The 25,730-nt window shown below is 71.3% G+C and carries 37 protein-coding genes and 1 tRNA gene; 23 read left to right on the top strand and 15 right to left on the bottom strand.

Features of this window, described 5'->3' with window-relative positions; genetic code table 11:
- The first annotated feature begins 1 nt into the window (after nt 1).
- The 20 genes from ACIBJE_RS02105 to ACIBJE_RS02010 all read left to right on the top strand — a co-directional run bounded on the left by ACIBJE_RS02105 (nt 2) and on the right by ACIBJE_RS02010 (nt 13,317).
- The gene (locus ACIBJE_RS02105; protein ID WP_396741790.1) at nt 2–760 is read left to right on the top strand and encodes a hypothetical protein; all 759 of its coding nucleotides are present in this window, start codon (nt 2–4) and stop codon (nt 758–760) included.
- Between the two features lie 71 nt (nt 761–831).
- The gene (locus ACIBJE_RS02100) at nt 832–1,245 is read left to right on the top strand and encodes a head decoration protein (RefSeq protein WP_396741788.1); all 414 of its coding nucleotides are present in this window, start codon (nt 832–834) and stop codon (nt 1,243–1,245) included.
- A 16-nt stretch (nt 1,246–1,261) separates the two neighbouring features.
- Nucleotides 1,262–2,293 (top strand): major capsid protein, encoded by a 1,032-nt coding sequence (locus ACIBJE_RS02095; RefSeq protein WP_396741786.1) that lies wholly within the window; start codon nt 1,262–1,264, stop codon nt 2,291–2,293.
- A 17-nt stretch (nt 2,294–2,310) separates the two neighbouring features.
- Complete coding sequence (locus ACIBJE_RS02090) at nt 2,311–2,655, top strand: hypothetical protein (RefSeq protein WP_396741785.1); 345 nt, start codon at nt 2,311–2,313, stop codon at nt 2,653–2,655.
- 60 nt (nt 2,656–2,715) lie between these two features.
- Nucleotides 2,716–3,138: a hypothetical protein gene (locus ACIBJE_RS02085; RefSeq protein WP_396741783.1), complete on the top strand. Its 423-nt coding sequence runs from the start codon at nt 2,716–2,718 to the stop codon at nt 3,136–3,138.
- On the top strand, nt 3,138–3,536 hold the full coding sequence (locus ACIBJE_RS02080; protein ID WP_396741781.1) for a DUF6093 family protein: 399 nt from the start codon (nt 3,138–3,140) through the stop codon (nt 3,534–3,536). Before ACIBJE_RS02085 ends, ACIBJE_RS02080 begins: the two co-directional genes overlap by 1 nt.
- A complete protein-coding gene (locus ACIBJE_RS02075) occupies nt 3,533–3,931 on the top strand; it encodes a hypothetical protein (RefSeq protein WP_396741779.1) in 399 nt (132 codons plus the stop codon). Before ACIBJE_RS02080 ends, ACIBJE_RS02075 begins: the two co-directional genes overlap by 4 nt.
- Nucleotides 3,928–4,356 carry a hypothetical protein gene (locus tag ACIBJE_RS02070; RefSeq protein ID WP_396741777.1) on the top strand — a complete coding sequence of 143 codons (429 nt, stop codon included), beginning with the start codon at nt 3,928–3,930 and terminating at the stop codon, nt 4,354–4,356. The genes ACIBJE_RS02075 and ACIBJE_RS02070 overlap by 4 nt, the downstream gene beginning before the upstream one ends.
- A gap of 26 nt (nt 4,357–4,382) precedes the next feature.
- A complete protein-coding gene (locus ACIBJE_RS02065; protein WP_396741776.1) occupies nt 4,383–4,652 on the top strand; it encodes a hypothetical protein in 270 nt (89 codons plus the stop codon).
- The gene (locus ACIBJE_RS02060) at nt 4,649–5,161 is read left to right on the top strand and encodes a hypothetical protein (RefSeq protein WP_396741774.1); all 513 of its coding nucleotides are present in this window, start codon (nt 4,649–4,651) and stop codon (nt 5,159–5,161) included. Before ACIBJE_RS02065 ends, ACIBJE_RS02060 begins: the two co-directional genes overlap by 4 nt.
- Nucleotides 5,158–5,724 carry a hypothetical protein gene (locus tag ACIBJE_RS02055; RefSeq protein ID WP_396741772.1) on the top strand — a complete coding sequence of 189 codons (567 nt, stop codon included), beginning with the start codon at nt 5,158–5,160 and terminating at the stop codon, nt 5,722–5,724. Before ACIBJE_RS02060 ends, ACIBJE_RS02055 begins: the two co-directional genes overlap by 4 nt.
- Complete coding sequence (locus ACIBJE_RS02050) at nt 5,607–6,086, top strand: hypothetical protein (RefSeq protein ID WP_396741770.1); 480 nt, start codon at nt 5,607–5,609, stop codon at nt 6,084–6,086. The genes ACIBJE_RS02055 and ACIBJE_RS02050 overlap by 118 nt, the downstream gene beginning before the upstream one ends.
- A 3-nt stretch (nt 6,087–6,089) precedes the next feature.
- Nucleotides 6,090–8,351, top strand: a complete 2,262-nt coding sequence (locus tag ACIBJE_RS02045) for a hypothetical protein (protein ID WP_396741768.1) — start codon at nt 6,090–6,092, stop codon at nt 8,349–8,351.
- On the top strand, nt 8,348–9,895 hold the full coding sequence (locus tag ACIBJE_RS02040) for a hypothetical protein (RefSeq protein WP_396741766.1): 1,548 nt from the start codon (nt 8,348–8,350) through the stop codon (nt 9,893–9,895). The genes ACIBJE_RS02045 and ACIBJE_RS02040 overlap by 4 nt, the downstream gene beginning before the upstream one ends.
- A gap of 7 nt (nt 9,896–9,902) precedes the next feature.
- Nucleotides 9,903–10,205, top strand: a complete 303-nt coding sequence (locus ACIBJE_RS02035; protein WP_396741764.1) for a hypothetical protein — start codon at nt 9,903–9,905, stop codon at nt 10,203–10,205.
- Nucleotide 10,206: 1 nt separating this feature from the next.
- On the top strand, nt 10,207–10,749 hold the full coding sequence (locus tag ACIBJE_RS02030; protein WP_396741762.1) for a hypothetical protein: 543 nt from the start codon (nt 10,207–10,209) through the stop codon (nt 10,747–10,749).
- 44 nt (nt 10,750–10,793) lie between these two features.
- A complete protein-coding gene (locus tag ACIBJE_RS02025; protein WP_396741760.1) occupies nt 10,794–11,657 on the top strand; it encodes an N-acetylmuramoyl-L-alanine amidase in 864 nt (287 codons plus the stop codon).
- Between the two features lie 406 nt (nt 11,658–12,063).
- Nucleotides 12,064–12,492, top strand: coding sequence for a hypothetical protein (locus tag ACIBJE_RS02020; protein ID WP_396741758.1), 429 nt, complete (start codon nt 12,064–12,066; stop codon nt 12,490–12,492).
- Nucleotides 12,493–12,699: 207 nt separating this feature from the next.
- Nucleotides 12,700–12,942, top strand: coding sequence for a hypothetical protein (locus ACIBJE_RS02015; protein WP_396741756.1), 243 nt, complete (start codon nt 12,700–12,702; stop codon nt 12,940–12,942).
- A 27-nt stretch (nt 12,943–12,969) separates the two neighbouring features.
- A complete protein-coding gene (locus ACIBJE_RS02010; RefSeq protein ID WP_396741755.1) occupies nt 12,970–13,317 on the top strand; it encodes a hypothetical protein in 348 nt (115 codons plus the stop codon).
- Nucleotides 13,318–13,398: 81 nt separating this feature from the next.
- Here ACIBJE_RS02010 and ACIBJE_RS02005 read toward each other — a convergent pair whose 3' ends face one another.
- From ACIBJE_RS02005 to ACIBJE_RS01945, 13 genes are all read right to left on the bottom strand, one after another.
- Nucleotides 13,399–14,121 carry a hypothetical protein gene (locus tag ACIBJE_RS02005; protein ID WP_396741753.1) on the bottom strand — a complete coding sequence of 241 codons (723 nt, stop codon included), beginning with the start codon at nt 14,119–14,121 and terminating at the stop codon, nt 13,399–13,401.
- A gap of 63 nt (nt 14,122–14,184) precedes the next feature.
- Nucleotides 14,185–14,355, bottom strand: coding sequence for a hypothetical protein (locus tag ACIBJE_RS02000; RefSeq protein ID WP_396741751.1), 171 nt, complete (start codon nt 14,353–14,355; stop codon nt 14,185–14,187).
- A 234-nt stretch (nt 14,356–14,589) separates the two neighbouring features.
- Nucleotides 14,590–14,811 (bottom strand): hypothetical protein, encoded by a 222-nt coding sequence (locus ACIBJE_RS01995; RefSeq protein WP_396741749.1) that lies wholly within the window; start codon nt 14,809–14,811, stop codon nt 14,590–14,592.
- A gap of 38 nt (nt 14,812–14,849) precedes the next feature.
- Nucleotides 14,850–15,107 (bottom strand): hypothetical protein, encoded by a 258-nt coding sequence (locus ACIBJE_RS01990; RefSeq protein WP_396741747.1) that lies wholly within the window; start codon nt 15,105–15,107, stop codon nt 14,850–14,852.
- 127 nt (nt 15,108–15,234) lie between these two features.
- Nucleotides 15,235–16,533 carry a hypothetical protein gene (locus tag ACIBJE_RS01985; RefSeq protein ID WP_396741745.1) on the bottom strand — a complete coding sequence of 433 codons (1,299 nt, stop codon included), beginning with the start codon at nt 16,531–16,533 and terminating at the stop codon, nt 15,235–15,237.
- Complete coding sequence (locus ACIBJE_RS01980) at nt 16,530–17,087, bottom strand: helix-turn-helix domain-containing protein (protein WP_396742227.1); 558 nt, start codon at nt 17,085–17,087, stop codon at nt 16,530–16,532. Before ACIBJE_RS01980 ends, ACIBJE_RS01985 begins: the two co-directional genes overlap by 4 nt.
- Before the next feature lie 2 nt (nt 17,088–17,089).
- Nucleotides 17,090–17,260 carry a hypothetical protein gene (locus ACIBJE_RS01975; protein WP_396741743.1) on the bottom strand — a complete coding sequence of 57 codons (171 nt, stop codon included), beginning with the start codon at nt 17,258–17,260 and terminating at the stop codon, nt 17,090–17,092.
- 87 nt (nt 17,261–17,347) lie between these two features.
- Nucleotides 17,348–17,638 (bottom strand): hypothetical protein, encoded by a 291-nt coding sequence (locus ACIBJE_RS01970; protein WP_396741741.1) that lies wholly within the window; start codon nt 17,636–17,638, stop codon nt 17,348–17,350.
- A gap of 251 nt (nt 17,639–17,889) precedes the next feature.
- Nucleotides 17,890–18,357, bottom strand: a complete 468-nt coding sequence (locus ACIBJE_RS01965) for a DUF5956 family protein (RefSeq protein ID WP_396741739.1) — start codon at nt 18,355–18,357, stop codon at nt 17,890–17,892.
- Between the two features lie 71 nt (nt 18,358–18,428).
- Nucleotides 18,429–19,214, bottom strand: a complete 786-nt coding sequence (locus tag ACIBJE_RS01960; RefSeq protein WP_396741737.1) for a hypothetical protein — start codon at nt 19,212–19,214, stop codon at nt 18,429–18,431.
- 294 nt (nt 19,215–19,508) lie between these two features.
- A complete protein-coding gene (locus ACIBJE_RS01955; protein WP_396741735.1) occupies nt 19,509–20,705 on the bottom strand; it encodes a helix-turn-helix domain-containing protein in 1,197 nt (398 codons plus the stop codon).
- Nucleotides 20,695–20,859 (bottom strand): hypothetical protein, encoded by a 165-nt coding sequence (locus tag ACIBJE_RS01950; RefSeq protein ID WP_396741733.1) that lies wholly within the window; start codon nt 20,857–20,859, stop codon nt 20,695–20,697. Before ACIBJE_RS01950 ends, ACIBJE_RS01955 begins: the two co-directional genes overlap by 11 nt.
- A 216-nt stretch (nt 20,860–21,075) precedes the next feature.
- Nucleotides 21,076–22,296 carry a helix-turn-helix domain-containing protein gene (locus ACIBJE_RS01945; protein ID WP_396741731.1) on the bottom strand — a complete coding sequence of 407 codons (1,221 nt, stop codon included), beginning with the start codon at nt 22,294–22,296 and terminating at the stop codon, nt 21,076–21,078.
- Nucleotides 22,297–22,485: 189 nt separating this feature from the next.
- Between ACIBJE_RS01945 and ACIBJE_RS01940 the strand changes: the two genes are divergently transcribed.
- Both ACIBJE_RS01940 and ACIBJE_RS01935 read left to right on the top strand, forming a co-directional pair.
- Nucleotides 22,486–22,917, top strand: coding sequence for a GntR family transcriptional regulator (locus ACIBJE_RS01940; protein WP_396741729.1), 432 nt, complete (start codon nt 22,486–22,488; stop codon nt 22,915–22,917).
- A gap of 233 nt (nt 22,918–23,150) precedes the next feature.
- Nucleotides 23,151–23,693, top strand: coding sequence for a hypothetical protein (locus tag ACIBJE_RS01935; RefSeq protein WP_396741727.1), 543 nt, complete (start codon nt 23,151–23,153; stop codon nt 23,691–23,693).
- Nucleotides 23,694–24,257: 564 nt separating this feature from the next.
- On the opposite strand, the gene ACIBJE_RS01930 is transcribed toward ACIBJE_RS01935, so the two are convergent.
- Nucleotides 24,258–24,329 (bottom strand) — tRNA-Val (locus ACIBJE_RS01930).
- Nucleotides 24,330–24,379: 50 nt separating this feature from the next.
- Complete coding sequence (locus tag ACIBJE_RS01925; RefSeq protein ID WP_396741725.1) at nt 24,380–24,925, bottom strand: TIGR02611 family protein; 546 nt, start codon at nt 24,923–24,925, stop codon at nt 24,380–24,382.
- A 292-nt stretch (nt 24,926–25,217) separates the two neighbouring features.
- Between ACIBJE_RS01925 and ACIBJE_RS01920 the strand changes: the two genes are divergently transcribed.
- Nucleotides 25,218–25,649: an SsgA family sporulation/cell division regulator gene (locus ACIBJE_RS01920; RefSeq protein ID WP_007457244.1), complete on the top strand. Its 432-nt coding sequence runs from the start codon at nt 25,218–25,220 to the stop codon at nt 25,647–25,649.
- Nucleotides 25,650–25,730 lie beyond the last annotated feature (81 nt).

Genomic DNA, 25,730 nt, shown 5'->3' with positions numbered 1-25,730 from the left:
CATGACCATCTACCTGCCGGCCATCGGGCCGGACCTGCCCGTCCATCCGCGTACCGGGCTGACCGCGATCGGACTGCGCCGCAACGGCCAGCCGATCTGGCCCGTCAAGGGCGGCGCTCCGGACGACGGCGACGACTCCGACAGTGGGAGCGACGGCGACGACGGGGCGGGCGACGAGGACGGCGACGGCGAGCAGGACGGCGACAAGCCGCTCGGCCCGGCCGGCGAGAAGGCCCTCGAGGCGGAGAAGGACAAGCGGCGCAAGGCCCAGTCCGCTCTACGCCCCTGGTCGGCGCTGGCCCGCGAGCTGGGCGTCAAGACGCCCGACGAGCTGAAGGCGCTAATCGCCGGCAAGAAGCCGAAGGACGGCGGTGACGGGTCCGACCAGGTCGACCCGGAGCAGATCCGCCGGGAGGCCCGCGCCGAGGCGCATCGGGAGACGCTCAACGAGCGGGTCCTGGACAAGATCGAGGCGAAGGCCCGGAAGTTCGCCGACCCGGCGGACGCGGCCGCACTGCTGTTGCGCGAGCACGGCGTCGACGACTTCCTGGACGGCACCCGCATCGACGGCGACGCGATCGCCGAGGCGCTCGACGACCTGCTGGAGAAGAAGCCGTACCTGGCCGCGTCGACCGGCGAGCCGAAGGCCCGCAAGGGGCCGAAGCCGGACCCGTCACAGGGATCCCGCGGCGGCGGCAAGGGCGGCTCGGTGGACGCCGGGGCGAGCCTCTACCAGCAGAAACACGGCAAGAAGAACTGACTGCGCGGGCGGGTGTACCGCGCTGAGACCCGCGCCAGGGTGGCGCGGTTTCGCTCGCGAAGGAGAGCACGATGAACCTTGCGCCTGTCACCGAGTCCTTCGGCCAGGACGACCAGTCCTGGCTGGGTTCGGCCGAGGGCACTAGCCGCGCCATGTCGATCACGCTGGACACCAGCGCGTTCAACGCCGGTCTGCACTACCCCGACGGCTACTTCAAGTCCGGCATCATCCTCGGCCGGATCACCACGACCGGCCTGTACGGCCCGTACAGCTCGGCGGCGTCCGACGGCACCGAGACCGCGGCCGGCATCCTGCTGTGCGCGGTCGGCGCACCGAGCACGAACACCATCGACGTGCAGGGCGCCATGCTCTGGCACGGCCGGGTGCTCTTGTCGAAGCTGCCGATGGCCGAGGGCCTCAACGGCGGCCCCGACGCCGGCGGCGCGTACAAGACCGACCTGCCGCAGATCCGATTCGACGCCTGAGAGGGGTGATTGACCGATGCTGCTGACCGACGAGTTCATCACCCCCGCCGAGCTGACCGGCTACGTGCGGGCGGCCCTGGCCGACATGGACCGCAACCGGTTCACGCTGTCGCGGTGGCTGCCGCGCCGGGAAATCGACGACCTGCTGTACCGGTACACGCGCGGCGGTGAGGGCCTCACCGAGGCCGCGACGGTCCGCGCGTACGACGCGGAGTCGCCGATCGGCTCCCGACCGGGTGTGACCCGGGTGACCGGCGAGCTGCCGCCCATCAGCCGCAAGATCCGGCTCAGCGAGTACGACCGGCTGCGGATGCGCCGCGACGACGCCGGGATCCGCAGCGCGATCCTCACCGACGCCGAACGGATGGCTCGCGCCGTTGCGGCCCGTCTGGAGATGTTCCGCGGCGAGGCCCTCTACCGGGGCCAGCTCGTCATCTCCGAGAACGGTGTGATCGCCACGGTCGACTTCGGCCGTTCCGGCAGCCACACGGTGGCCCCGGCCACGCTGTGGTCCGACCCCGCGGCGGCGACCCCGCTGGCGGACCTGATCGCCTGGCGGGACACCTACATCGCCACGAACGGGGAGGCGCCGGGCGCGATCGTCACGTCCACCACGGTGCTCGGCTACCTGCTGCGCAACGCCGAGATGCGGCAGCTCGCCGCGACCGTGGCCGGCACGCCGGCGATCGTGTCGCAGGCGACGGTGAACGCGGTGTTCGCCGCCTATGGTCTGCCGCCGATCGAGGTCTACGACGCGCAGGTACGCGTCGGCGGGTCCGCCACCCGGGTCATCCCCGCCGACCGGCTCATCATGCTGCCGGCGCCCGGCGACCCAGACGACGCGGAGAGCACCGACCTGGGGGCGACGCTGCTGGGTACGACCGCCGAGTCGCTGGAACCGGAGTACGGCCTGTCGGGCGTGGAGCCCGGCATCGTGGCCGGCTCCTACAGCACGAAGGACCCGGTGGCGGTGTGGACGAAGGCCGCAGCGATCGGCCTGCCGGTCCTCGCGAACCCGGACCTGACGCTCGCCGCCGACGTGGCCTGACCGGAAGGGGTGACCAGATGGCACGCAAGCTGAGCACGTTCGTGCACGTCCACGAGCGGGGCGAGGACGGCAATCCGACCGGCCGGACCGAGGTGTTCGGCCCGAACGACGACCTCCCGGACTGGGCGGTGCGGTCGATCAACAACCCGAACGTGTGGGCCGACAGCCAGGACGCCGCGCAGGCTGACGCCAACCCGGGCGGATCCGGCGGCCAGGACGGTCCGCCGCCGAAGGGCGGGGCCGGGTCCGGGGCCCCGGCGTGGCGGGAGTACGCCGCCCGCAACGGCGTGGAGGTGCCGGCGGACGCGTCCCGCGAGGACATCATCGCCGCCCTCGACGAGGCGAAGGTCCGCACCGAGTAGGACTCCGGCCGGCCCGGGAAGCCACGGGCCCGGGCCGGCCGGACCACGAAGGGGGAACCGGTGCCTGACGCTCTGTTCACGAAGGTCGAGCTGGAGGCGTACCCGCCACCGGTGACGGTCGCGCAGGCCACCGCCGACTTGGTCCTGGCGCTCGTCACCGCCGAGATCCGGGGCGTGGTCGGCGCGGACCGGTACGACGCGCTCACCGACGTGTCCGCGCTCAAGCCGGTCGCGTTGGCGCTGGCCCGGCGGATGGTCGACAACCCGGGCGGGAAGCGGTCAACGTCCCGGCAGCTCGACGACTACTCCGAGACGGACACGTATGCGACGGAGTCCCTGGCTCCGGCCGAGCTGACCGACAGCGAGATCGACCGGATCCACCGCGCGGTGGGCCTGGACCCAGCGGGGGCGTTCACGATCCGCCCGGCCGGCACTGGTTCACTGCGGCGGTACCGGTCGGTGCCCGTCTGGAGGCGGTGCTGATGGACGTCGCCGCGGTGCTGGCACGTGGCCGGGCGGCGGCCGAGGAACGGATGCGCGACGAGTGCGCCTTCCGCCGGAAGACCGGCACGACGACCGACCGGGTGACAGGGAAGATCACGCCGGTCTACGCCGACGGGTACGCGGGCCGCTGCCGGGTGAAGATGCCGAACCCGCAGGGCACGTCGACCGAGGCCGGCGAGGCGGTGGTGGTGATGTCGGCGATCGAGGTGCACATCCCGATGTCCGGCACGCCGGTGCCGCAGGTCGGCGACGAGTGCGTGATCACCGGGTCGGCAGGTGACCCGGCGCTGATCGGGGCGGTGTTCGTGGTGGACCGGCCGCACCGGCAGCCGGACTCGACGGCCCGCCGCATCGGCGTGAAGGAGAGGTCGTCGTGAACATCGACCTGACGTCGTCGGAGCTGAATCGGCTCGTCGCCGACCTCGAGGAGGTGCCGCCTAACGCGCACCGGAACATTCGCAAGGCGGTCGAGTTTACGGCCCGGGGCATCAAGGACTCCGCCCGCGACTTCGCCGGCGGCATTGCGCACGCCCCGCACTACCCGGCCGCGATCACCTACGACATCGACGACCAGGGCGTGGGCGTTGGGGTGTCGGCGGAGATCGGTCCGGACAAGGACCGCAAGCAGGGGGCACTGGGCAACATCCTGGAGTACGGCACGGTGAAGAACCCGCCGTACGCGCACCTCGGCCCGGCGCTGGACATCTGGACCCCCGACCTCGAAACGGGCCTGGAGAAAGCCGCCGGGGACGCCCTGGAGGGGCGAACGTGACCATCGACATCCAGGCCCACGCCGACGCTGTCCTCGGCCTGCTGCGGGCCGTCGGGCCGGACCTGACGGTGTATCCGCCGGAGGACCCGGACGACACGGGTGTGATCGTGCCCGACGGGGCGGATCCGCCGTACGTGGCGGTGTACATCCGGCCCGGGTTCGGCCTGGCCGGTCGGGTAGCCGACGCCACCACCAACGCCGTCTTCGACGTCACCTGCCACTGCGTGGGAGGCAACGACATCGCCGCCCGGGCGGTCGCCCAGATGGTGGTCGACGCGCTGCTGGACGTCGAGCCGGTCATCGCCGGCCGGCAGTCCCGTCCGATCCGCTACCTCGACTCGCCGCCGGCCCGCCCCGACGAGTCCACTGGCCGCCTGGTCGTCGACCAGATGTACCTGTTCCGCTTCGAGACCCTGCCGGGCTGACCGGCACCACACCCACAGGAGGAGTCGTGCCGACCGAGTTCGTGCGCGTACGCGACAAGAACAAGACCGAGTCGAGCCTGCCCGTGCGGCGGGCGAAGCAGCTCGCCGGCCGGGGTGACGTCGAGATTCTCGACGGACAGCCGGCGACCAACACGTTCGGCCAGCCGCTCCCGGCAAGCAGCCAGGACGAGAACCGCGCCGCCGACGACGGGCAGGACGACGCCACCGAGTCCGCCACCGTCAGCACCCCGGCCAAGCGCGCCGCCGGCAACAAGAGCAAGGAGCAGGCCCGATGACGCAGCCGCTGCCCGCCTCCGTCAAGTCCGACGGCACCCTCACCCTCCGGTACGTGCAAACCCTCGCCGACCCGACCGCCCCGACCCTCACCGAGATCAACGCGGTCACGTCGCAGGATCTGCACGGCTACATCACCGGTGACGGCTGGCAGCCGTCCGGTGAGCAGGCCACCGTCAACGACGAGCGGATCGCCTCGACGCAGACGTTCGAGAAGCCCGGCCGCAAGAGCAAGAGCCTGACGATCGTGGCCGTGCACAACCCGGCCTCTCCGGACGACAACGAGGCGTACCTGACCCTCGCCGAAGGGGTCACCGGGTACGTGCTGGCCCGGTACGGGGTGCCGCGTACGCAGGCGTGGGCGGCCGACGACATCACCGACGTGTGGCCGATCGAGGCGGGCGAGCCGATGAAGCAGTGGAACGGGGCGAACAGCGTGCACACCTACACGCAGCGGCTGTTCGTGCCGAACACGATGGTGTCCGACGCGGTGGTGGTGGCGGGCCCGTGACCGACCCGAACGCACTGCTCACCAGCGCGCGCCTACCGGAGGATGAGGTGCGGATCTGTACCCGCCTCGACCTGGTCACCGAGTGGCGGCGGCTGGCGGAGGAACTGGCCGCCGCGAAGGTCCGCACCACGGTGGACCCGCGTATCGCCGGCAGCGGCGTCACCGAGCTGGCGGAGCGGATGGAGGCGCTGCGTGGCCAGGTGGAGGCCGCCACCGTCACCATGAAGGTGCGGGGGCTGCCCCCGAAGCGGTGGAACGAACTGGTGGAGGCGCATCCACCGCGTCCCGGCAACGACCAGGACATCCGGATGGACGTCAACCGGGCGACTTTCCTGCCGGTGCTGGTGCGGGTCAGCACCTACGAGCCGGAGCTGACCGAGGAGACGTGGGCGGCGCTGCTCGACCCGGACGGCGAGCTGCTCGACGTCCAGCAGTGGCGCACCTGGTGGCGGACCTGCTGGAACCTCAACATGAAGCCCATCGACCTCCCTTTCTCGCTCGCCGGATTGCTGACGACCCCGGACTCCGGCAGCGAATCCGGCTCGCCCGCACCCTCGGCGTAAGCCCCCGCCGCCTCGAGGGATGGGAGCCGTCGACCATCCACGAGTACGACGACGCCGGCCGGCTCATCCGGTCGACGCCGGAGACGGAGTGGACGGCCGAGCAGGTCGGCTGGCTGGCCGCGCTGGAGGAGTACGAGGCGGGGCTGTGCAAGCAGTGCGGCCAGCCGCTGTCGGAGACGACGAAGCCGGAGCACGACTTCAACAATCCACTCAGCCCCGCCTTCTACGAGGCCGCCCCGGGCACGCCCGTGCAGTGCCACTGCTGCGCCGCGTTGCAGCGCAGCGAGCGGGACACGGCCGCCCTGAATCCACAGTTCCCGTCCGCGCTGATACACGCGGTCCGGCTCGTCCGAAGGTGGTGAATCGTGACCCGTACCGTCAAGGTCGGCCTGGACGTCAACGAGCAGCCCTTCGTCCGGGGCATGGACCGGGCCGCCGGGGCGGCCGGACGCCTGGAGGACGCCCTCGACGACGTCACCGACTCGGCGAAGGACACGGCCGCCGGCACCGACCGGGCCTCCGACTCGGCCGATGATTTGGGCGACTCTGCCCGCGACGCCGCGAAGGATCTCGACCGGCTGCGTACCGACGCGGCCCGCCTGGATCAGCAGATCGACGAGACGGCCCGGGGGATCCGTGACCTGGCGCGGGAGATCGCCCGCACCTCGGATGAGGCGGCCCGCGCCGACCTGAACAAGAAGCTGACGGTGGAGCGGGGACGGCTGCGGGAGCAGGTCGACCTCCGCAAGCTGATCGACTTCACCGACGCTGACGGCTTGGGCGCGGAGCTGGCTGAGAAGGTGTCCCTGTCGTTCACACAGCGGATCGGTCCGCTGATTGCGCGAGCACCGCTCGCCCCGGCTGGCGCGATCGCCGGTGGCGTCCTGGCTGCCGGGCTCGCCCCCACCCTCGGGGCGGCGGTCGCCGGTGCGGTCGCCGGTGGTGTCGCTGGCGGTGGCGTCATCGGCGGTGTCGTCCTGGCCGCCCGCGACCCGGCGGTCAAGGCCGCCGGCACCGCGCTGGGCGAGTTCATCCTTGCCGACCTGGAGCAGCGGGCGTCCGGGTTCACGCCGGTGGTGCTCGACGCCATCGACGACATCCGAGACGGCTGGCGGTCGCTGGGCCCCGACCTTGACCGGATCTTCCGGGCCAACCGGTTTGTGGATCCGCTGGTGGCTGGCGGGATCTCCGGTGCCCGGAAGATGGTGGCCGGGATCGCCGACGTGATGGACAACGCCGACCCGGCTGTGGACGCACTGGCAGCCGGCTTCGAGCGTATCGGCGATGCCGCAGGGGACACCTTGTCGACGCTGGCGGAGGACGCCGACGAGGGTGCGTCAGCGATCGACGATCTGACCATGGCCGTCTCGAATCTCATCCGGGTGACCGGCGGGATCGTGCACGGGGCTGCACAGGTGAAGGGCTTTTTCGACGAGGTAGACCAGGGCATCGACCGGGGCCGGTTCGCGCTGGAGGACTGGATGTCCTCCGGTGGGGCGTTGGAGAACTTCGGCATCCAGTTGGACCTAACGGCCGATGGTTTCGCCGCCGGTAGCGAGGCGGCGGAGGCATACCGGAAGGCCACCCTCGGCACCGCCGAGGCGGCCGACTTCGCCACCTTGAAGACGGCAGGGATGACCGATGCGGAGATCGCCGCCGCCGACGCCAGCGGCAGGTTCCGCATCCAGACCGAGCAGGCCGCCAAGGGTGTGCGCGATGTGGGTGACGCGGCTGCCGAGGCCGCTCCTGAGGTGCAAACCTTCACGCAGTTCCTGAACGAGTCCCTTGGCCGTGCGGCGGAGTCGGAAGAGGCGACCATTCGGATGGGCTCGGCCTTCCTGCGGTTGAAGGACGCGGCGAAGGACGGTGCAGACAAAGGCATCAACCCGCTCACGGAGGCAGGGAACCGGAACCGTGAGGCGCTCAAGGCCGCCGCCGACGCGGCGAACGCCAACGCGGCGCAGATCCTGAAGACCACCGGTAACCACCAGTTGGCCGCGCAGGTGACCGAGGATGCCCGGAAGCGGTTCCTGGCTGCGGCGGACGCGATGGGCGTCGAATCGGGTGAGGCGCGGACGCTGGCGAACCAACTGTTCGGCATCCCGAAGAACGTGAAGTCGACGGTCAACGCGGACACCGGCCCGGCCCGCCGGGCGGTGCAGTCGTACGACGCGTGGCTGGCGTCGGTGAACCTGGACAAGACATCCACCATCTATCAGCGGGTCATCACCGAGCAGAACACGGCACGCGGTGGACCCCGGGAGTTCAACCGGTGGGGTGGCGTGTACGAGCACGCCGCCGAGGGCGTTCTCCGTGAGGCGCAGATCGCCGCTCCGGTCTCGCCGGCCCGGTACGCGTGGGCGGAACCGGAGACCGGAGGCGAAGCGTTCATTCCGCGTATCGGTGATCGGGGGCGGTCGCTGGACATCCTCGACCAGGCAGCGTCGTGGTACGGGATGGGCATCACCAACCGGACCGCGACTCGGCACAGCGGCGTCACCTCGACCGTCGTGCAGCAGAACCAGTACACCCTCAACTTGACCCCCGGGGTGGTCGGATCCCGGTACGAGCTGGAGCAGTGGCTCGTCGGGGCGCTCGACTCTCTCCAGAGGCGAGGCAGAACATGATCCCCGACTACGACATCCGCATCGACTGGAACGCCGACGGCGACTTCGACGGGACCGGCGAAGACGTCACCGGGCGGATCAACGACCGAGGGCCAGCGCTGCAACTGCGGTACGGCCGTGACCAGGCACGCGCGTTCTCCCCCCTCGCCGGCGGGTCCGGGGCGATGGAGCTGAACAACGACTCCCGGGACTACTCGCCAGAGAACACGGCATCACCGCTGGCCGGGCTGGTCCAGCCGGGCCGGGACGTGCGGATCCGGGCGACGCTCGACGGTGTCACGTACGGGCTGATGCGCGCCCACCTCGACGACTACGTGGTGATCCCCGACCGGGAGCGGCGCGGAGTGCGGCTGTCGCTGCTCGACGGTCTGGCCCGGCTCAGGGGCGTGGAGGTGTCCACACCGCTGTACCACTCGGTGCGTACCGGGCAGGCGATCGGCCTGCTCCTCGACGCGGTCGGCTGGCCGGCTGACGCCCGCGACCTGGACGTGGGCGCCACGACCATCCGCTGGTGGTGGCTGTCCGGCACCGACGCCCTGTCCGCACTTCAGGCGATCCTCGACGCCGAGGGGCCGGGCAGCCTCGCCACCGTCGACATCGACGGCCGGCTCGTGTTCCGGGACCGGCATCATCGGCTGCTGCGTGCCCGGTCGCAGACGGCACAGGCCACGTACCGCACGACCGGCACCGTGGAACCCCTGATCAGCCCACCCATGGCCTACCACCACGGATGGCGGGAGATCGTCAACTCGGTGACGTTCGACATCCCCGTCCGTGTCCCGTCCGGTCAGCTGTCGCAGGTGTGGCAGATGTCCGGGCAGCGGGCACTCGCCGACGGCGAGACCGTGACGCTGTCCGCCCGCTCGTCAGATCCATTCGTCGGGGCGATCGCGCCGGTCGCTGGTACGGATTTCGAGGCGCTCGCCGGAACCGTCCGGACGACGTTGACGCGGACCTCGGGGCAGGACATCACCGTGCTGGTCACCGCAGAAGGCGGCCCGGCGGTGATCAACGGGATGGCGGTCCGGGCGTACCCGATCGACACCCAGACGACCGTGCACGTGGAGGCCGAGGACTCGACGAGCATCGCCGACGTCGGACGCCGGTCGTGGCCGTCGGGGCGCGCCCCCACGTGGGCGTCCCTGCCGGACGCCATCGCCATCGCCAACATGATCCTCGCCTACCGGGCCCGACGCCTGCCCACCGTGTCGATCACGCTGCGGGGCGGGGGCGTGGACCGGCTGCGTGAACAGCTCGCCCGGGACCTGTCCGACCGAGTCCGGATCGTCGACCCGGAAACCGGCCTGGACGCCGACTTCTGGGTCGAGCAGATCGAACACTCCAGCAGCCGCCTCGACCACACCACCACCTTCGGCTGCGAGCAGATCCCCACTCCGGCGGGCAACCCGTTCACGTTCGACCGGTCCGGCCGCGGCTTCGACCAGGGCACGTTCGGTGACATCGGCCGAGACGACCCGGCCACCGTTTTCATCTTCGACCACCCCACGCAGGGCTGCTTCGACGTAGGCCTGTTCGCGAACTGAGGAACCCATGGACGCTGTCGCCTACGTCAACCACGGCAGGTGGATCGCGGACTGCCCCCGGCCGCACTGCGGCAACGCTGAGCGGCTGTCACCTCGGCAGGCGAGCCTCCACTGCTCGAATTGCCTGCTGGTCAGCGCGGTGGCGTGGCCTGCGGACCCTGACGGAATCTGGTCGGCGCTGGAGGTCAGGCCGGTGCCGCAGACCCGAAACTGGGCGCCGGCCGGGCATCGGCAGGCAATCGCCTGCGGGATGCCGGAAGGGCAGTCGGTGGCGGACCTGATCAACGAGACACGAGAGCACGAGGTGTGACGTGACCTGGACTGCACCCATGACGGCAGTAGCGAACAGCGTGTTCACCGCCGCCCAGTTCAACACGCACGTCCGAGACAACCTGCTGGAGACCGCTCCGGCCAAGGCGACCACATCCGGTCGGATCTTCGTGGCGGCCGGCCTGAACCAGATAGCGGAGCGGCAGGCCGGCATCGCGTCGGTGATCCCGAACGAAACCACCTCCTCTACATCGCCCACCAACCTGGCCACGCTCGGCCCGACCGTGACGATGACGACCGGGTCTCGGGTCATCGTCATCCTCGGCTCGTACATGTCCAACACCAGCGCCAGCGGCACCAACTCGATGAGCGTGGAGGTGTCAGGCGCAACGACCATCGCCCCCACCGATCCAGCCAACGCGGTCCATTTCCGATCGAGTAGCGCGTCCGGTGAGGCGCAGATCAGCTATGCGTTTCCGCTGGACGTGACTGCCGGGACAAACACATTCACCGCGAAGTACGCCGTGAACATCGGCACCGGGACTTTCGGTCGCCGCCGGATCATCGTTCTCCCGTTCGGCTGACCGGCACCCCTCGCCACCACCCGACCTCACACCGAGGAGCACCCATGCGTGTGCCCGGAATCCGGTTCGTCGCCGGCCGCAACGACTACACCGACCGCGATGGCCGCAAATTCGGCGTCGCAATCCACAACACCAGCAACGACGCCTCGGCCGCCGGTGAGGCGTCGTACGCGACCCGCCGCACCGACGGCGTCAGCGCCCACTTCTACGTCGACGACCGCGAGGTCATCCAGTCGATCGACACGAAGCACCGCACCGGCCACGCCGGCTCGTCGCAGGGCAACGACAACGCCGTGTCCGTGGAGATCACCGGCACGAACGGCAAGAGCCGCCAGTGGTGGCTGAACAACGTCGCCTGGGACCGTCTCGCCCAGGTGCTCGCCGTGGTCTGCCGGGAGTACGGCATCGAGCCGCGCCGGGCCACGGTCGCCGAAATGAAGGCCAACCCGAAGGTCCGAGCGTTCTACGGCCACGACGACATGCGGTTGGCCTGGGGCGGCACCACCCACACCGACCCCGGGCCGAATTTCCCGTGGGACCACCTGCTGGCGAAGGTCAAGCAGGCCATGTCCAAGCCGAAGCCGGCCCCCGCGCCGGCACCTCAACCGGAGGATGAGATGGAACAGAACGACAGGCTCGTACAGCGGACCGACTACCCGACGCGGACCGTGGGGCACGTGCTCGCGGACGTGGCGAACCTCCGTAACCTCCTGGTCTCCGCCCCGGGATCGCAGGATCAGTACATCAAGCCGGCGGCGGACTCCCCGCTGGCGCTCCTGATCGATTTCGTCACGCTGGCGGACAAGCCCCTGCCGGAGGTCGCGAGCAAGCTCCGGACGCTGTTCGGCGAGGACCGGGCGGCGGAGCTGGGCGAGCTGCTCACCACCGGCACCGCGCCGCAGGACTGATGGACACGGCGGCCGGGGGCCTACGGCGGCGGATCGGAAGGCGCGGCGCAGCCCTGATCGCGTTCGCAGCCCTCGACGTGTCGATCGGGCTTCGGATGGCCACCGCCGACCCGGCCGCCCAGCCGTTCTACGCCTGGCTGGACATACCTGCGCCCCTCTGGGTGTGGGCGGGTCCGTGGCTGCTGGTGGCTGGGGTGTGCCTCGTCGGCGCGGTCAGCAGACGCGACCGGACCGCGTTCACCCTGGCGATCGCCATCAAGGTTCTGTGGTGCTGCCTTTACCTGTCCGGGTGGGCCCTCGGTCAGGTGCCGGACGGGTGGGTGTCTGGAGCGGTCTGGGCCGTCTTCGGGTTCTGTGTCTGGTTGGTAGCGGGGTGGCCTGAACCGGTCACGGAAAGGGGACGACCGTGGTGGACCCCACCACTGTCCTGACGTCTGTGCTGTCCACCGTGGCGGTGCTGGGGGCGGCATGGATTACGAGCCGCGTCGCCGGCCGAGCATCGCGGCGCGACTCGATGCTCACGTGGGCGCAGCAGCTGCGAGACAGCGAAACGGCCGCGCGAGAGGAGGCCCAGGCCGCACGCAGGGAGGCCCAGGAATCCCGGGAGCGAGCCGAGCGGATCAAGGAAGAGGCGGACAACGACGTCAAGGCGATCCGCTCCGAGATGACCGGGCTCCAGGCCCAGGTGCAACAGGCCAGAGAAGCCCTGGCGCGGATGACGGACAAGATGACGATGGTCGCTTCCGAGGTGTGGCGACCGGAGCCGGACATCCCGGCGCTGCGTCGGCTGGTGGGCCGTCCCAACTCGCAGGGCGTCAACGGCCACCCGCTGTAGGCCGGCAGTCGTGCTGGTCCTGCGTGACCTGGCCGCACCCGTCCCGCCGGCACCGCCAGTACCGACCCATCAGCCCGCACGTCGGGCACGCACCCCACCCGGGCGAGACGTCCGAGTGGCCGGCCGGGCACGCCCCGGCGATCTCTTCCCAGCCGGCGCGGGTCCGGCGCATCCGCACCACCCAATCACCGTACCGAGGAGGTACCTGTGCAGCAGCCGACCATCGGCAGCAGCGTCCACTACCAGAGTTTCGTCCCAGTCGGCAGCCCCGAGCCGAGCGTGTGCCAGCCCGCGATCGTCACCGCAGTCGACGGGGAGGTGGTGGACGGCGAGTTCGTCGGGCACCTCGACCTGGTGGTGTTCACCCGGCAGGACTCGTTCTTCAACTGGGGCACCAGCCACACTGCGGAACGCCACCCCGGCACCTGGCACTGGCCCGCGCAGGCCTGAACCGCGAACCCACACCAAGGAGACCCTGTGAAAATCCTCGGCCGGGAGCCGGCGCTGGTCATCGGCGCGATCGGCTCGATCATGACCGTGCTCGCCGCTCTCAACGTGCCTGGCATCGACGCCGGAGCTGCGGCGGCCATCACCGCTTTCCTCGCGTCGTGCATCATCGCCGCGACCACCCGGCCGGTCGCTCCGGCGCTGTTCACCGCCGTCATCTCCGCCGGGGTCGCCCTGGTTGCCGAGTACGGCATGAACGTGCCGGACGCGGTCACCGGTGCGCTGTCCGGTGCGGTGCTGGCCGGGTTCGCCCTGTTCGGCATCCGACCCCAGGTGAGTCCCACCCCGAGCCCGGAGACCAACACCGGCACGATCTGACTATCCTCGTGCAGACTGCGGCCCCCGTCGCCTCCCTCGGTTCGAGGGTGGGCGACGGGGGCCGCTTCGTCGTATCCGGGGTCAGCCGCAGGTGGCGGTCTTCCACGCCTGGTACGAGTTCATCACCTTCGCCACAGCCGCCGCCGTCTTCTCGGCCTGCTCCTGGTCGACGCCATCGCCCATCACGACTTGGAGGTTGACGAAGGAAATTTCGACGTTGTACTGCGCGATCGCGCTGGCCAGCTCCTTCGACGGCTGGTCGTCGTAGCCGGTGACCGCGTTGAGGTAGTTCTTGCCGTCCTCCATTGCCAGGCGCACGGCGCCCTCGTTCATGGCGGCAATCTCGTCGGCGGTGCGGAGGAGACTGGGGCGTTCCCACGCGTTGTGGGCGCGGTTGATGTTGACGCACTCCACCTCGTTGCGGGGCGCCGCGCTGGTGGCGGCCGGGGCGCTACTGCTTGCGGCGGCGGTGGGCTGGCCGGTCTCGTCGCCACCGCAGGCGGCGAGGGAGACGGTGAGGACGAGCGCGGCGATGGTGGCGGGGAGGGAACGAGTCACCGGGGCACGGTAGCGGCCGGTGTCCACAGTGGGTGTCGGGTGCGCGACACGGGCCCGGCGGAGCAGCCGAACGTACGCCACGGTGTACGCCGCTGCGGCCAACAGGAACCCGTACTGCCGGCTGATGACCGCGTACGCGAGCCACAGCGCCTGGGCGACGATGTTGATCGTCCAGCCGGCGCGCGGGTGGCGGGCGGCAACGAGCAGGCCGGTGATGCCGGCGGTGGAGAGCAGGTAGGACCACACACGCCGAGGGTGCCGGGCAGGCCCCGCCTGGACCCCGTAGAAGTACGGGTTCCGGGCACCTGGTCACTCCGGAGCGACCGCGTCGAGGATCTGCTTCCGGATCTCGGCGACGCGGGCCCGCCGCTCCGCCGATGGCCGGTACGCCGTGTAGGTGCCGCGCGGGCCGCGCGTGGTGTGACGGGCGGTAAGGCGGGCGTACTCGTCGAGCAGCTGCTCCAGTTGGTCTCGGGTCACGCCGGTCATGGTGCACGCCCCGAGGGCCGTACTGCTCACGGACTGCTCACGCTCGATGATCGTTGACCTTAGCGGCACGAGTGGCGCGCGTCACAAACTGATCGTCGGATGCGACGTGATCAGCGCCGGTCGATAGTTGGTAGCCAACCGCCCTGCCTGGCCTTCCCCCCGGTTGAGGCCAGTTCGGACGGGCCGGCCGGCCGGGCCCGGAGGAGGTGCCCGGCCGGCCCTTCTCTACGCGTGCCGCTTCAGCAGTTCGGCCCGCTCGATGACGTTGGTCGGCACGCCGATCTTGCGCAGCTCGGCCGGGTCGCAGGTGCCGGCGTACTTGATCGTCCAGGCCCGGTCGGCGGCCGAGATCCTCGGCCAGTCCTCCGACTCGGGGCCGCAGTACGGGCAGGCGGCCTGGTCGCGGCAGGAGTACTCGGGTCGGCCGGTTTCGAGGCAATCGACCATGCCGCATTCCTCGTGGCCGCAGTGGGGTCCGTAGACGGTCACCGGCCGGACCCTCGGCCCTCGATCGCCCGGCGGGGCCGCCTCGCCCGTACCGGCGGGGCCTCGGCCGGACCGGTGGTCGCGGTCGCCCGCACCGACGGCCGCCAGCCCGGCATGGCCACCGAGCCGTACAGGTGCGAAAACCCCTCCCGGCGGGCCTTGACGGTGCCGACCAGCACGTCGCAGCCGGCCGCGCGCAGGGCCTCCATCAGCGCGCGGGCCTCGCCCTCGTCGCCCTCTAGGCGGATGTGGAGCATGCCTACCTCCTCAGGTCATGGTCAGTCTGGCGGCTCAACGGCGTGGCCGGCGGCCCGCAGCGATGCCACCTTGTGGGCAGAAAGTCGTCACGGCCGGCCGGGCTCGGATGAGCCCGGCCGCCTCTACCTACGCGGCCAGCGGCCGGTTCCGCTTCATCCAGCCCTTGGCCGTCGACAGCCCGCAGCCGGCCGCCTTGGACAGTTCCTTCCCGGTCGGCCGCCGGCGCAGCTCCCGGGTCAGCCGGTCGTACTCCCGGGCGAGCCGTGCCGTGTCGAGCGGCCGGCCCGGACCCCGGCCAGCCCGGTCATTCCCAGTCGGCTCGGAGCCGGCGGGCTCGGAGCCGGGGATGGGGAGCTGGGCCGGGACCTCCGCCGATTCCGGCTCGGCCGGCTCGGCGGGCGGCGTGGTGGGCACCTCGGCCGCTCGGCGCGACCCGGCCGAGCCGGACCACCGGCGCACGGCCCAGGCGGCCCCGGACGTCAGCCGGGAGCGGGCGGCGGCCATCTGCGCGAGCAGTTCGGTGCACCGGCTGTCCGGCTCCGGCTCGGCCAGTGCGGCCGGCGTGGCCGGGGTCGGCTGGACGGTCCGGCCGAGCAGCGCGGCCCACGCGGCCCGGAGCCGGCCGGTCGGCCGGGCGGCCCGCTCGGCTCGGTAGCCCTCCCATGCCTCGATCGGGTTCCGCACGTTGTGGTCGATGCTCCACCGGCGGGCCGCCCAGCTGCGGAGCGGGAACGCCCGCCGGCGGGCCGGGTCGAAGGCCGCGCCGGTCGCGTCGACCAGCTCGTCGCGCAGCAGCTGCACGTGCTGGACCCGGCGGGTGTGCAGGCCCCAGAGCCACGGGGACAGGCAGGAAAGCACCCCGACGATCACCGCCAGGGCGGTCGGCTGGGTCAGCTCGTCGACGAAGTGCGAGTAGTTCGCGGCCGCCATGACCGCAGCGATCCCGTACGAGGCCCGGCGCAGCCACCGCGCCGTGGTGTACGCCCTGGCCAGCAGCGCATCGTGAGCGTGCCAGCCCACGTAGAGCGCCACCGACTCGGCGGCCGTGGCCACGCCGATGGCGACGGCGACCCGGGCCGGCTCCGGCCAGTCGGCGGGCGTCTCGCCGTGGACGTAGGCGAGCTGCGCGCCGATGGTGACCGCGTTGACGACGAGGAGCGGGCCGACGGTGCGGGCCGCCTCGGCGTACCGGCGCAGCGTCCGGATCCGGCGAGCTCTCGCCTTGGCCTTGGCCTTGGCCCGCTTCCGGGCGGTCCGCTCGGCCTCCCGGGCTACGCGGCGTTGCTCGGCCCGGTCGGCGGCGGCCTGCTCGCGCTGGACCTGGTCGAGCTGCCGGATCCGGTCGACCTCGGCGTCCAGCTCGATGCGGCGCAGCGTGGCGATCTCCTCGGCGGTCAACTGGGGACGGCGCGTCAGGAGCTTCACCGGGCACCCCCGGCGAGCGCCTCGGACCGGCAGGGCCCGCAATTGTGAGCGAGGGAGCCCCGGTGGCGGGGGCACTGGTCGGCACCCGGCGGCGGGGGCGGGGCGGCACCACGCCGGACCGGGTCGGCGCCCGCCTTGGTTTTCGGAATCCAGCGACGCCAGTCCCGCGCCCCGCGCGGCTTCTTCTCCTTCAAACCCTCTTCGCCTTCGGGTGCCACGTCCCCGCTGTCCTTGTCACCCCCGCCGGCCTGATCTGGCACCCCCCGCTTCCCAGATGACACCCCCTTGATCGCGGATGACACCCCGTCGATGACGATCCGGTACGTGCGGGTGGCCCGGCCGGCGACGTGACGCCAGACGAGGCGGCCCAGGTTGACGAGCCGGGCGAGGGACCGCTGCACGGTCCGCTCGCTGACGCCCACGTAGTCCGCGATCGTCTGCACGCTGGGCCAGGCGTCGCCGGTGGTGTCGGCGTGGGCGGCGATGGCGAGCACGACCAGGCGATCGGTGCCGCGCAGGTCGCGGGTGGCTAGCAGGGCGGCCTTGACGGGCATGCTCACCGGACACCGCCAGCGGTCAGCGCGGTAGCGGTCCGGGCCGGGCGGCCGACGGCGGCACCGGTGAGCAGCGCGGTGCGCAGCCCGGATGCGGGGCCGACGTAGCCGGCGGCCAGGCGCGGGGGCAGGGTGATGTGCGCGCAGGGGCGCGCGTCAGGGATGATGTGCACGGGTCGACTCCAGTCAGTCGATCAAGGGCCCGGGGCACAGGAGCGCCAACTCCTGCCGGGCCCGCCTTCAGTTGTGGGGTAGGTGCGTCACGTGGTGGCGCGCGGTCGCTGGCCACGCCTGGACGGTGCGCCGGTACGCCGCCGGTGGGCGCTGATCCGCCGGTTGATCTCGCTGCTGGAGATCTCGGCCTCCTTGGCTACCTGCTCGTAGGTCGCCGTGGTGGTGGCCTCGGCGATCGCGGCGTCCTGTTCGGCCGCGATCGCGCTCTTGATCTCGGAAGCCAGGTTGCGCAGCTCCCGGTACCGGGCTATCGGTGCCAGGTGTCGGGCTGCGGCGAGCCGGCCCCCGAGGCACGAGAGCGGATCCGTGTCGGTCACGTGGAGGACACTAGACCACCCTGTTCTCCAAATCAACACGACACCCTGTTGAATCAGCCGGCCAGAGTCCAGGCTGCCGGTGGCCTTCCGACCGAGCCGCCCCACCGCCCGAGGGTGTGGCCGGCGGCTGGAGGGTGACCTCGCCGACCCGGTCAGCGTGCCGGCTGCCGGGCGGTCAGGGCAACCCCGCCGCCTCCAGCGTGTGGATAACTTCCGACCTGTGGACAAGCCGCGCCGTCCACCGCGCTGTGCTAGCCCTCGGCGTAGACGTCCTGGAGGACCTCGCGGATCCGCGGGGCGAACTGGGCCGGGTGCACGTGATCGGCCGGCAGGCGCCCTACGCCTGTGTTCACCCGCGACTCGACCTCCGGGCCGGTGTATCCCGCCGGCAGCTTGAGGAACCACCGCCACCCGCCCGGGCGAGCGGGTATCCCCGCGTCGCCCAGGTACTCGTTGATGGAGTCGTCGATCATCTGCTGGTCCTCCGGCGAGCGCGCGACGGTCCTCTCCCGCGTCCCGGTCCGGTCGGTGCACACCTCGGTGTACCTGTGGGGAAGTCGGTCCGGGCAGCGCACCATCCGGTCGACGCCGCTGAGCCACCCGATGATGGCACCCCATCCGTTCTCGGTCAGCTCGTAGTAGCCGTCGCCCGGCGGGTCGTCCAGAACGGGCACGTCGTCCCAGCGGGGCGTGGCGGTGGCCGGCTGGTCGTTGGGCACGGGACTCCTTCACGGCGAGATGGAGCCGGCGACGCCGACCCCATCCGCCATCCTCGCAGTTCAGACGGTCCCTACAGAGAGAACTTGCACCGGGTGTCGCTGCCGACGTCCGCCGGGCACTTCCACTTCGACGTCCGTAGCGGCGGGTGGGTGTAGCCCGGGTACCCGGTCGGCCAGAAGGTCGCCGTCACATCGGCGTAGTAGGGGTTCGCGTTGGCCAGCCGGTTCCCGTACAGCGTTCCCGAGTTCCAACGGAAGGTCGCCGGACCGATCAGCGGGCCGCCGGCGTAGTGGTCGCCGCAGTTCGCGTCGGGGAGGTTGTTCCGGTCCTCCCGGCAGCGCACGGTCACGTCGTTGAAATCGATGCTGGGCCCGCCGTCCCAGATCAGGGCCATGCCGTGGTTGGCCTGCCTCCCGTTGAGGCTGGTCCGGATGATCACGTCGTACCGGCCGATCGCGCCGCTGGAGTTGCCGTAGGCGACGTTCCCCTTGGTTTCGTTGATGTAGTACGGGGTGATCACCCGGCGGCAGATGCCGCTGTGCTCGCACCAGGTGTCCCAGTCGTCGAGCGGCCCGAGGTCCGAGGCGGTGACCGGCTCCGACCAGACGACCGGCTGCTCGATCGGCGTGTAGACGGGCGGCTGGGGCTGGCCGGTGTCGTCGACGTCGACCTCCACCAGCATCTCGCTGGTGCAGGTCCAGAGGTCCGCGCCCCTGCTCAGCGCGAGGCTGACACAGGGCTCGGGCTGCGGTTCGGTCGCCGGGGCCGGCTTGGCGCTCGCAGAGGTGGGGGTGAGAAGGGTGGCGAAGGTCAGGGCGGCCAGGGCCGCCGTGATGGTTCTACGGGTGGTGCGCAATTTCAACCTCCATCGTTGGGGGTGACGCCAGGCTTGCGCTTGCTCTGAGCTGTGCCGATGGGCGATTGCATGGGGTGCGGCCGACTATCGGAGGGCCGCGACACCGGTCGACACGGGCAGACGTGTCGTCCACCGCCGTCAGGTACGCCTCGGCGGTCGAGCGTGCCTGGCAGTCGGCCACCCGGCAGACCGGGCACCGGCCGTCTCGGCGCGGCTGGTGGTCCCGCACGATCCACCGCGCCGACAGGATCAGCCGGTTCCGGATCTGCGCCAGCGACAGGTGCGGCGCGGCCATCACGCCACACCCAGCGTGGTGGCCAGCCGGGTCACCGCCGGCGGCATGTCCGGACAACGGACCACCCGAGTCATCACGTCCCGGGCCGCCGGCCGGTCGACCTCGGCCGGGGCGAGCCGGCCGGCGTCGACCAGTACGCGGCCGGCGGCGGCCGGATCATCGGCCTGGAGGTACGCGCGGGCCGCGTCGACGAGATGCCCGGCCCGGTGCTCCGGCGGCAGGCACCGCCAGCCGTCCCGCGCGGTGGCCTTCTCATGCCATGCGACCGCGTCGCGTCCGTCGCCCAGCTCGACGGCCGCCGTGACCCGGGCCAGATCCACCGCCGTCGGCCCGAACCCGGTCCGGTGGTGGTCGTGGCCGTCGCCCACCCGGGTCGCCAGGTCGGCGGCCTCGTCGACGAGCTCGGTTGCGCTGCGCTCGTCGCCGTGCCCGGCGGCGGCCAGCGCGGCCTGCACGAGCAGCGCCCCGCAGAGCGACAGGTCCTCCGCCGGGGCGTCGTCCGGGTTGGGTGCAGCGATCCGGTACGCGGCGGCCAGCAGCGCCGACATCGCCGCCCGGGCCCGACCGGCCGCGCGCAGCACTTGGCCGAGCTGCACGGTCGCGGTGGCCACCAGCACCGGATCACCGGTGGCCACCGCCATGGCCCGGTCGACGGCCAGCCACGCCAGGTCGGGCTCGGCGAGCTTCACCAGCAGCGACGCCGTCACCCGGTACGTGTCGACCAGCGGCGCCCGCCCCGACACCGGCCCGTGGGCGTGGGTGCGCTGCGCGGTGCCCAGCAGGCCCGGCAGCAGCGCGACCAGCTGCGGGTACCGGGCATGCTGGTAGGTGGTCCACGCGTGCTCGACCCGGCCGGCCAGCTCACCGGCGGGCACCACGGCGAGCGGTGCGTTCGGCCGGGCGAGGGCGACCTCGTACGTCGACAGGACAGCACGGATCCGCTCGACGCCGTCGACCCGCTCGGCGACGTCGTCCGTGCGGGCGTCCCGGCCGAGGAGCACCGCGGTGTCGATCCCGAGGGCCTCGGCGATCTCGCGGATCGTGCTGACCTTCTCCAGGCGGCGCACACCTCGCTCGACCTTGTCGACCCAGCTCTTCGACTTGCCGAGCCGGTCGGCGAACACCTGCTGGGACATCTTCCGTCGGGTCCGCCACTCGGCGACCCGACGGCCTATCGGCAGCTCGTCACCGTCCACGACGCCACCGCCGGTCCGGTACGGCCCGGGTCACCTCGTCGACGGGCACCCGATCGGCTTCGGCAAGGGCGAGGAGTCGCCGCTTCGCCGCTTCCTGCTCGGCCGCCTGGACCTGCTCGCCCCGGCTTGCTGCCGGAACCTCTGTATCGCCCACGTTCGCCCCCTGGGAGGGGGCGCGGCGGCGGGTGCTCTTGGAAGGACCGCCACCGCCGCGCCCAACTGGCGAGGGCGACCCGCGGCCGAGTCGGTGCTGATGGACCTCGCGTCGGTCGCCCTGGTGAACTCATGCTCACCCAGAGCGACCGATGATCCCAGGTGCCCGACTGACCACATTGGGCCCGAGGCGGAGAAGGTCGTACGCAGCGTGCGACTACGCCCCGACCAGCGACACCAGGTCAGCCAGCTCCTGGCTCATCGCCCGCCGGCGGTGCTCCGAGATCGACTGGACGATGTCTCGCGCGTACCGCTGCTGCCGTAGCCACATCGGGGCTTGGTGCCGCAGTTCCACCAGTACCCCGGTGGCCTCGGCGTGCGCACCTACCTGCATCTGCGACCAGGCGACATCCAGGCGATGCCGCCGCCAGGACGTCGCCGTCGTCTTGTCGGCCGGCACCCGCTCGGCCAAATCCAGTGCCCGCCCAGCATCGCCCGCGACCGCCGCCACCTCGACGCGCATCATGTCCACCCGCGCCGCCCGGAACCCGCCGACGACCGCCAGGTGCCCGTCGCCGACCGGCCGGGATCCGAGACGTGCCGCCGCCGCCGACGCCGCGTCCAGCATCTCCACCGCGTCGTCCGGCCGGTTGTCGCGGGCCGCCGCCGCAGCGCCGGCCAGCAGCAGCCAACCCCACACCGCCAGCTCCGCCGGGGCGGCCTTCCGCAGCCGCGGCTCGATGCTGTCGGCGGTGGCTACCGCCACCTGCTCCGCCTCGGCCAGACGACCCTGCCGCAGCAGGAGCCACGACGCGCCCTTGACCGTTGACGCACCGAGCAGCGGATCGCCGGCGGCTTCGGCCGCGTCGAGCGCACCGGCCACCGCCGCGTACGCCAGGTCGCCGGCGCGCAGCTGGATCAGCAGCTCGGTGGCCAGGTAGCGAGCCTGCGCCAGGGTGGCATGGGCCTGCGCCGACCCGCCGTCCTCGGCGGCCCGGCGGGCGTCGTCGAGCAGTCGGGGCGCTTCGGCCAGGGCGGTGGCGTAGTCGCCCCGGTGGTACGCCGCGTCGGCCGCCCATAGCCTCCCTCGCACGGTCTCCAGCGTGGGCGGCGGACCGTCCGGCACGGTGGCCACGGGGCCGGCCAGGCTGCGCGCGGGGGTGAGTACCCGGCGGATGCCGGCCAGGGAGAGTGGCCGGTGGTCGGGCTCCCGCCGCGCTGCGGCCTTGGACGCGTCGCCGAGCAGCGCCGTGGTGGGCACGCCCAGGGCACGTGCCAAGGCGTGGAGGGTGGGCAGGCGGGCACTGCTTCGCGCCCCCTGCTCCAGCTTGCGGATCGTCTCGATGGAGATGCCCGACTCCTCGGCCAGGCGTTCCTGCGTCATCGTCGACTCGGTACGCAGCTTGCGCAGACGGTCGCCAATGGTCTTCTTCGGCATGGCTGTCTCCCAGGTAGCGGTCTGGGCGGCGGCTCCGCCGGCCGCTACTCCGGCGGGCCGCCACTTCGGACGGTACTCCTCGTTCACCAACTGAACGCGCGGCTGCGGATGTAAGGCGCGGGCGGTGTCGAGATTGAGCTAGCGAGCTAGCGAGCTAGCTCAATCCTGGCCCCGCCATAGCGTGTGGTGGTGATCTTCCCGGGCCAGCCGCCGGTCGGCTACCGCGAGCTGGCGGACATTCTCCGCGAGCAGATCACGTCCGGCCAGATCAGGCCCGGCCACCGGCTGCCGAGCGAGAAGGTGCTCGCCCAGACGTACGGCGTGGCTGGCAAGACCGCACGGGCCGCGTTGCTGCTCCTGCGCCAGGAAGGCCTGGCGGCCGCCGTCCGGGGCTACGGTGTCGTCGTGCAGGAGCGCGCGGAGCCTGAGGTGATCGTCGCCGAGCCCGGGTCGACCGTGTCGTCCAGGCCGCCCACGCCGGAGGAGCGCGAGACGTACGGCGTGGCCGAGGGCTGGTCGCTGCTGATCGTGACCGACCCGGTCGGGGTCCAGTGGTTGTACCCCGCCGATCAGTACGTGGTACGGGTGCCTTCAGAGGGGGCCGACCGTCCGGCCGAGTAGGACGTCGCCCGACCTGGGGCTTCCGCCAGCCGCCCCGGCCGAGGCAGACTGAACCGCCTGAGAACGACGCGGCGGCCAGATTCGTTACGCCCCTGTTGCAGGAGTAGCGCCATCTGCAAATCTGGGCGACGGTGCGTGTCGATGCGCCCATGATCGATGAGACTCCCGTGAATGGGATTCGTGAAACAGCAGGTAGAGGACGCCGCCGAACTCCCGGGCGGCCCGTTCACATGATGCGCGCGGCGATCTACGGGCCCGCCCGGGACATCGGCCGCTGGCACCCGATCTGCGCTGCCTGGTGTGCCCAACGAGGCTACGACCTGGTGGCGGTCGTCGACGAGTCCGGGGCGACGACCGAGTGGAGACGGGTGCTCCACATGATGGCCGACCGCACGGTCGACGTCGTGGTGGTGGCCACTCTGGCGGATCTGCCGCCGCTGCGGCTGGCCCGCGTCGAGATCATCGGCCGGGGGCGGCCGGCTCGACGGCCCGGACTGCGGGTGGTGATCTACGGACCCGCCGAGGGTGGCGGCCAGTGGGAGCGGCACTGCGCGACGTGGTGCGAGCGTGCCGGCTACCAGATCCACGGCCGGGTGGCGGAGACGCCCGACGCGGCCCACTGGCCGGATGTCGTCCGCATGATGGCGACCGGCGAGATTGACCTTGTAGTGATGGAGAGCTGGGGGCATCTGCCCCCGCACCGGGTGCCGCGTCTGGAAATTGCAGGCGTCGACCCGCCGGGCCTGCTCCAGCCTCGGGCGTCAGGCTGGTGGTGACCGACCGTCCGGACAGGACGCGGAGTCGGCTGGGGGACGTATCTATCGGCTGAACTCATGTTCCGATTCGCGAGCGTGACGTTCTAACGCCGATCGGCTGATGGATGAACCCTGGCCGCCCGGCCATTTCACGATCGGTGGCTAGACATGGTCATCGATTCGGAGTCTGATCGATGCACCGCCGACCACTGTAGATCGGCGGGCCAATTGTGGGGAGGAACTAGCTGTGGGGGAGCGTGGGCGTGCCACTCGCAGTAAGACAGCAGTGGCGCGAATGTACGTCGCGGGACTGGTTGCCCTGGGGGTGACCGCGGCGGGGGTCGGTCACGTCAGGTTGAGCGAGCGCCGCAGGCGTCACCGCGAGGAGTTGGCGGCGGCGCGAGAGGACGGCATGGAGGAGGGTTTCGCGATCGGCTACCAGGCGCGCCTCAGGGAGTGCGGGGTGACGTACTTGCCGGGCCGCCGGCGCCGCCGACTCACCGGTGACTCATGATCTTCGGCTGAGAGAGTCAGAGGCCGGCTGGAGAACTCTCCAAACCGGCCTCTGACCTTGCTATATAGATGTGGGCGATACTGGGATCGAACCAGTGACCTCTTCGGTGTGAACGAAGCGCTCTCCCGCTGAGCTAATCGCCCTCAGCGCGCATGACTGTACCCGATCGGGTCCGGACTCCGCGAATCCGGGGTCAGTTCGTCGCCAGGTAGTGCAACAGCCGGGCGACGACGTCGATGCCGAGGCCGACCTTGAGGGAGAGCCAGACGACCGCGCAGACGAAGAGCAGGCCGACCGTGCCGAGGGCCAGGCGCACCGGCCACGAGCGGCTGGTCACCCACCTGGTCCAGCGCTGGACGTGGCGGCGGGTGAAGTTGAGCAGCCGCCGGGCCCAGTGGAACTCGACCGCCCAGATGCCGAGTCCGGCGATCACCAGCAGCCAGCCGGGGCCGGGCAGCGGGATGAGCACCGCGCCGATGGCGACCACCAGGGCCCCGGCCACGGAGATGAAGACCTTGAGCGCGATACGGCCGGTGGGGTTGGCCCGGATCAGCTCCAGCGTCGTCCGCAGCCGCCGCCAGCGGACCCGCCGTTCGGCGACCCGCACACCCCCTGTGCCGCCGGCACCGTGCCCGCGCAGCCCGTTACGGCCACGCCCCTCTTCCGGCACCCCGTACCCCCGATTTCCGGTCTTTCCGGTCACCGGACCCGGCAACCGACGCCCGGCCGCAGCCTCCATTGAGGAATGTTCCGCGACCATCTCACCCCCAGTGTCGCCCCGGCCCGTCACTCCTACCGACGACTGGACGTTACCGGAGTAAGTCGACGACTGAACCACCCGATGCCGGGCGGGACCAAGTTCTGGGCAGAACCGGATATCGTACATGAATTCTCACATTCTGGCGGCGTTTCCGAACCCCTTCCCACCACTGGGTGAAGTCAGCGTATGGCGGAGCGTAGCCATGAGGAGCGCCTGAGTATGGAAAAGCGGAACACGCGCGTTCCGCAGCGGTGCCGGGGGGAGAACGTCCATGAGTGTCATCCGACCGACGACCGTAGAGGTCGAGACGTCGCTAAGGCTCGTCGCACCTGACGCCACGGCCTTGCCGGTGCGTGCCAGTCTGCGCTACGACCCTGCTGACCCGTATGCGGTCCATGTCCTGTTCCATGCCGAATCCGCTGGCGGTGAGGCCGTGAGCTGGTCGTTCGCCCGCGAACTGCTGGTGACCGGGCTCGACGAACCGGCCGGCATCGGCGACGTCCGGGTGTGGCCCTGGGCCACACCACGCGGCGACTTCGTCGCGCTGGCGCTGTCGTCACCCGACGGCAACGCCCTGTTCGAGGTACCACGCAGTGTGCTGGTGCGCTTCCTGCGCCGCACCTACGTCGTCGTCCCGCGCGGCCGGGAGGCCGAGCACCTGGACGTCGACACGGCGGTGAACCGGCTGCTGGCCGGTCGCTGACGCCACACTACGGCGGGGCCGCGCGGATCTGCCGAGTCCGCGCGGCGCCCCGCCACCGATCCACCGGGTACGCCGCGACGT

It is taken from the genome of Micromonospora sp. NPDC050187 (assembly GCF_044459745.1).
GTDB lineage: Bacteria > Actinomycetota > Actinomycetes > Mycobacteriales > Micromonosporaceae > Micromonospora.
This window is presented reverse-complemented; position numbering and strand designations above follow the sequence as displayed.

What these genes read in the sequence shown, in the direction of transcription:
- ACIBJE_RS02105 (WP_396741790.1), top strand. Translation starts at nt 2, where the DNA reads ATGACCATCTACCTGCCGGCCATCGGGCCGGACCTGCCCGTCCATCCG.
- ACIBJE_RS02100 (WP_396741788.1), top strand. Translation starts at nt 832, where the DNA reads ATGAACCTTGCGCCTGTCACCGAGTCCTTCGGCCAGGACGACCAGTCC.
- ACIBJE_RS02095 (WP_396741786.1), top strand. Translation starts at nt 1,262, where the DNA reads ATGCTGCTGACCGACGAGTTCATCACCCCCGCCGAGCTGACCGGCTAC.
- ACIBJE_RS02090 (WP_396741785.1), top strand. Translation starts at nt 2,311, where the DNA reads ATGGCACGCAAGCTGAGCACGTTCGTGCACGTCCACGAGCGGGGCGAG.
- ACIBJE_RS02080 (WP_396741781.1), top strand. Translation starts at nt 3,138, where the DNA reads ATGGACGTCGCCGCGGTGCTGGCACGTGGCCGGGCGGCGGCCGAGGAA.
- ACIBJE_RS02060 (WP_396741774.1), top strand. Translation starts at nt 4,649, where the DNA reads ATGACGCAGCCGCTGCCCGCCTCCGTCAAGTCCGACGGCACCCTCACC.
- ACIBJE_RS02040 (WP_396741766.1), top strand. Translation starts at nt 8,348, where the DNA reads ATGATCCCCGACTACGACATCCGCATCGACTGGAACGCCGACGGCGAC.
- ACIBJE_RS02035 (WP_396741764.1), top strand. Translation starts at nt 9,903, where the DNA reads ATGGACGCTGTCGCCTACGTCAACCACGGCAGGTGGATCGCGGACTGC.
- ACIBJE_RS02025 (WP_396741760.1), top strand. Translation starts at nt 10,794, where the DNA reads ATGCGTGTGCCCGGAATCCGGTTCGTCGCCGGCCGCAACGACTACACC.
- ACIBJE_RS01995 (WP_396741749.1), bottom strand. Translation starts at nt 14,811, where the DNA reads ATGGTCGATTGCCTCGAAACCGGCCGACCCGAGTACTCCTGCCGCGAC.
- ACIBJE_RS01990 (WP_396741747.1), bottom strand. Translation starts at nt 15,107, where the DNA reads ATGCTCCACATCCGCCTAGAGGGCGACGAGGGCGAGGCCCGCGCGCTG.
- ACIBJE_RS01980 (WP_396742227.1), bottom strand. Translation starts at nt 17,087, where the DNA reads ATGCCCGTCAAGGCCGCCCTGCTAGCCACCCGCGACCTGCGCGGCACC.
- ACIBJE_RS01945 (WP_396741731.1), bottom strand. Translation starts at nt 22,296, where the DNA reads ATGCCGAAGAAGACCATTGGCGACCGTCTGCGCAAGCTGCGTACCGAG.
- ACIBJE_RS01935 (WP_396741727.1), top strand. Translation starts at nt 23,151, where the DNA reads ATGCGCGCGGCGATCTACGGGCCCGCCCGGGACATCGGCCGCTGGCAC.
- ACIBJE_RS01925 (WP_396741725.1), bottom strand. Translation starts at nt 24,925, where the DNA reads ATGGAGGCTGCGGCCGGGCGTCGGTTGCCGGGTCCGGTGACCGGAAAG.
- ACIBJE_RS01920 (WP_007457244.1), top strand. Translation starts at nt 25,218, where the DNA reads ATGAGTGTCATCCGACCGACGACCGTAGAGGTCGAGACGTCGCTAAGG.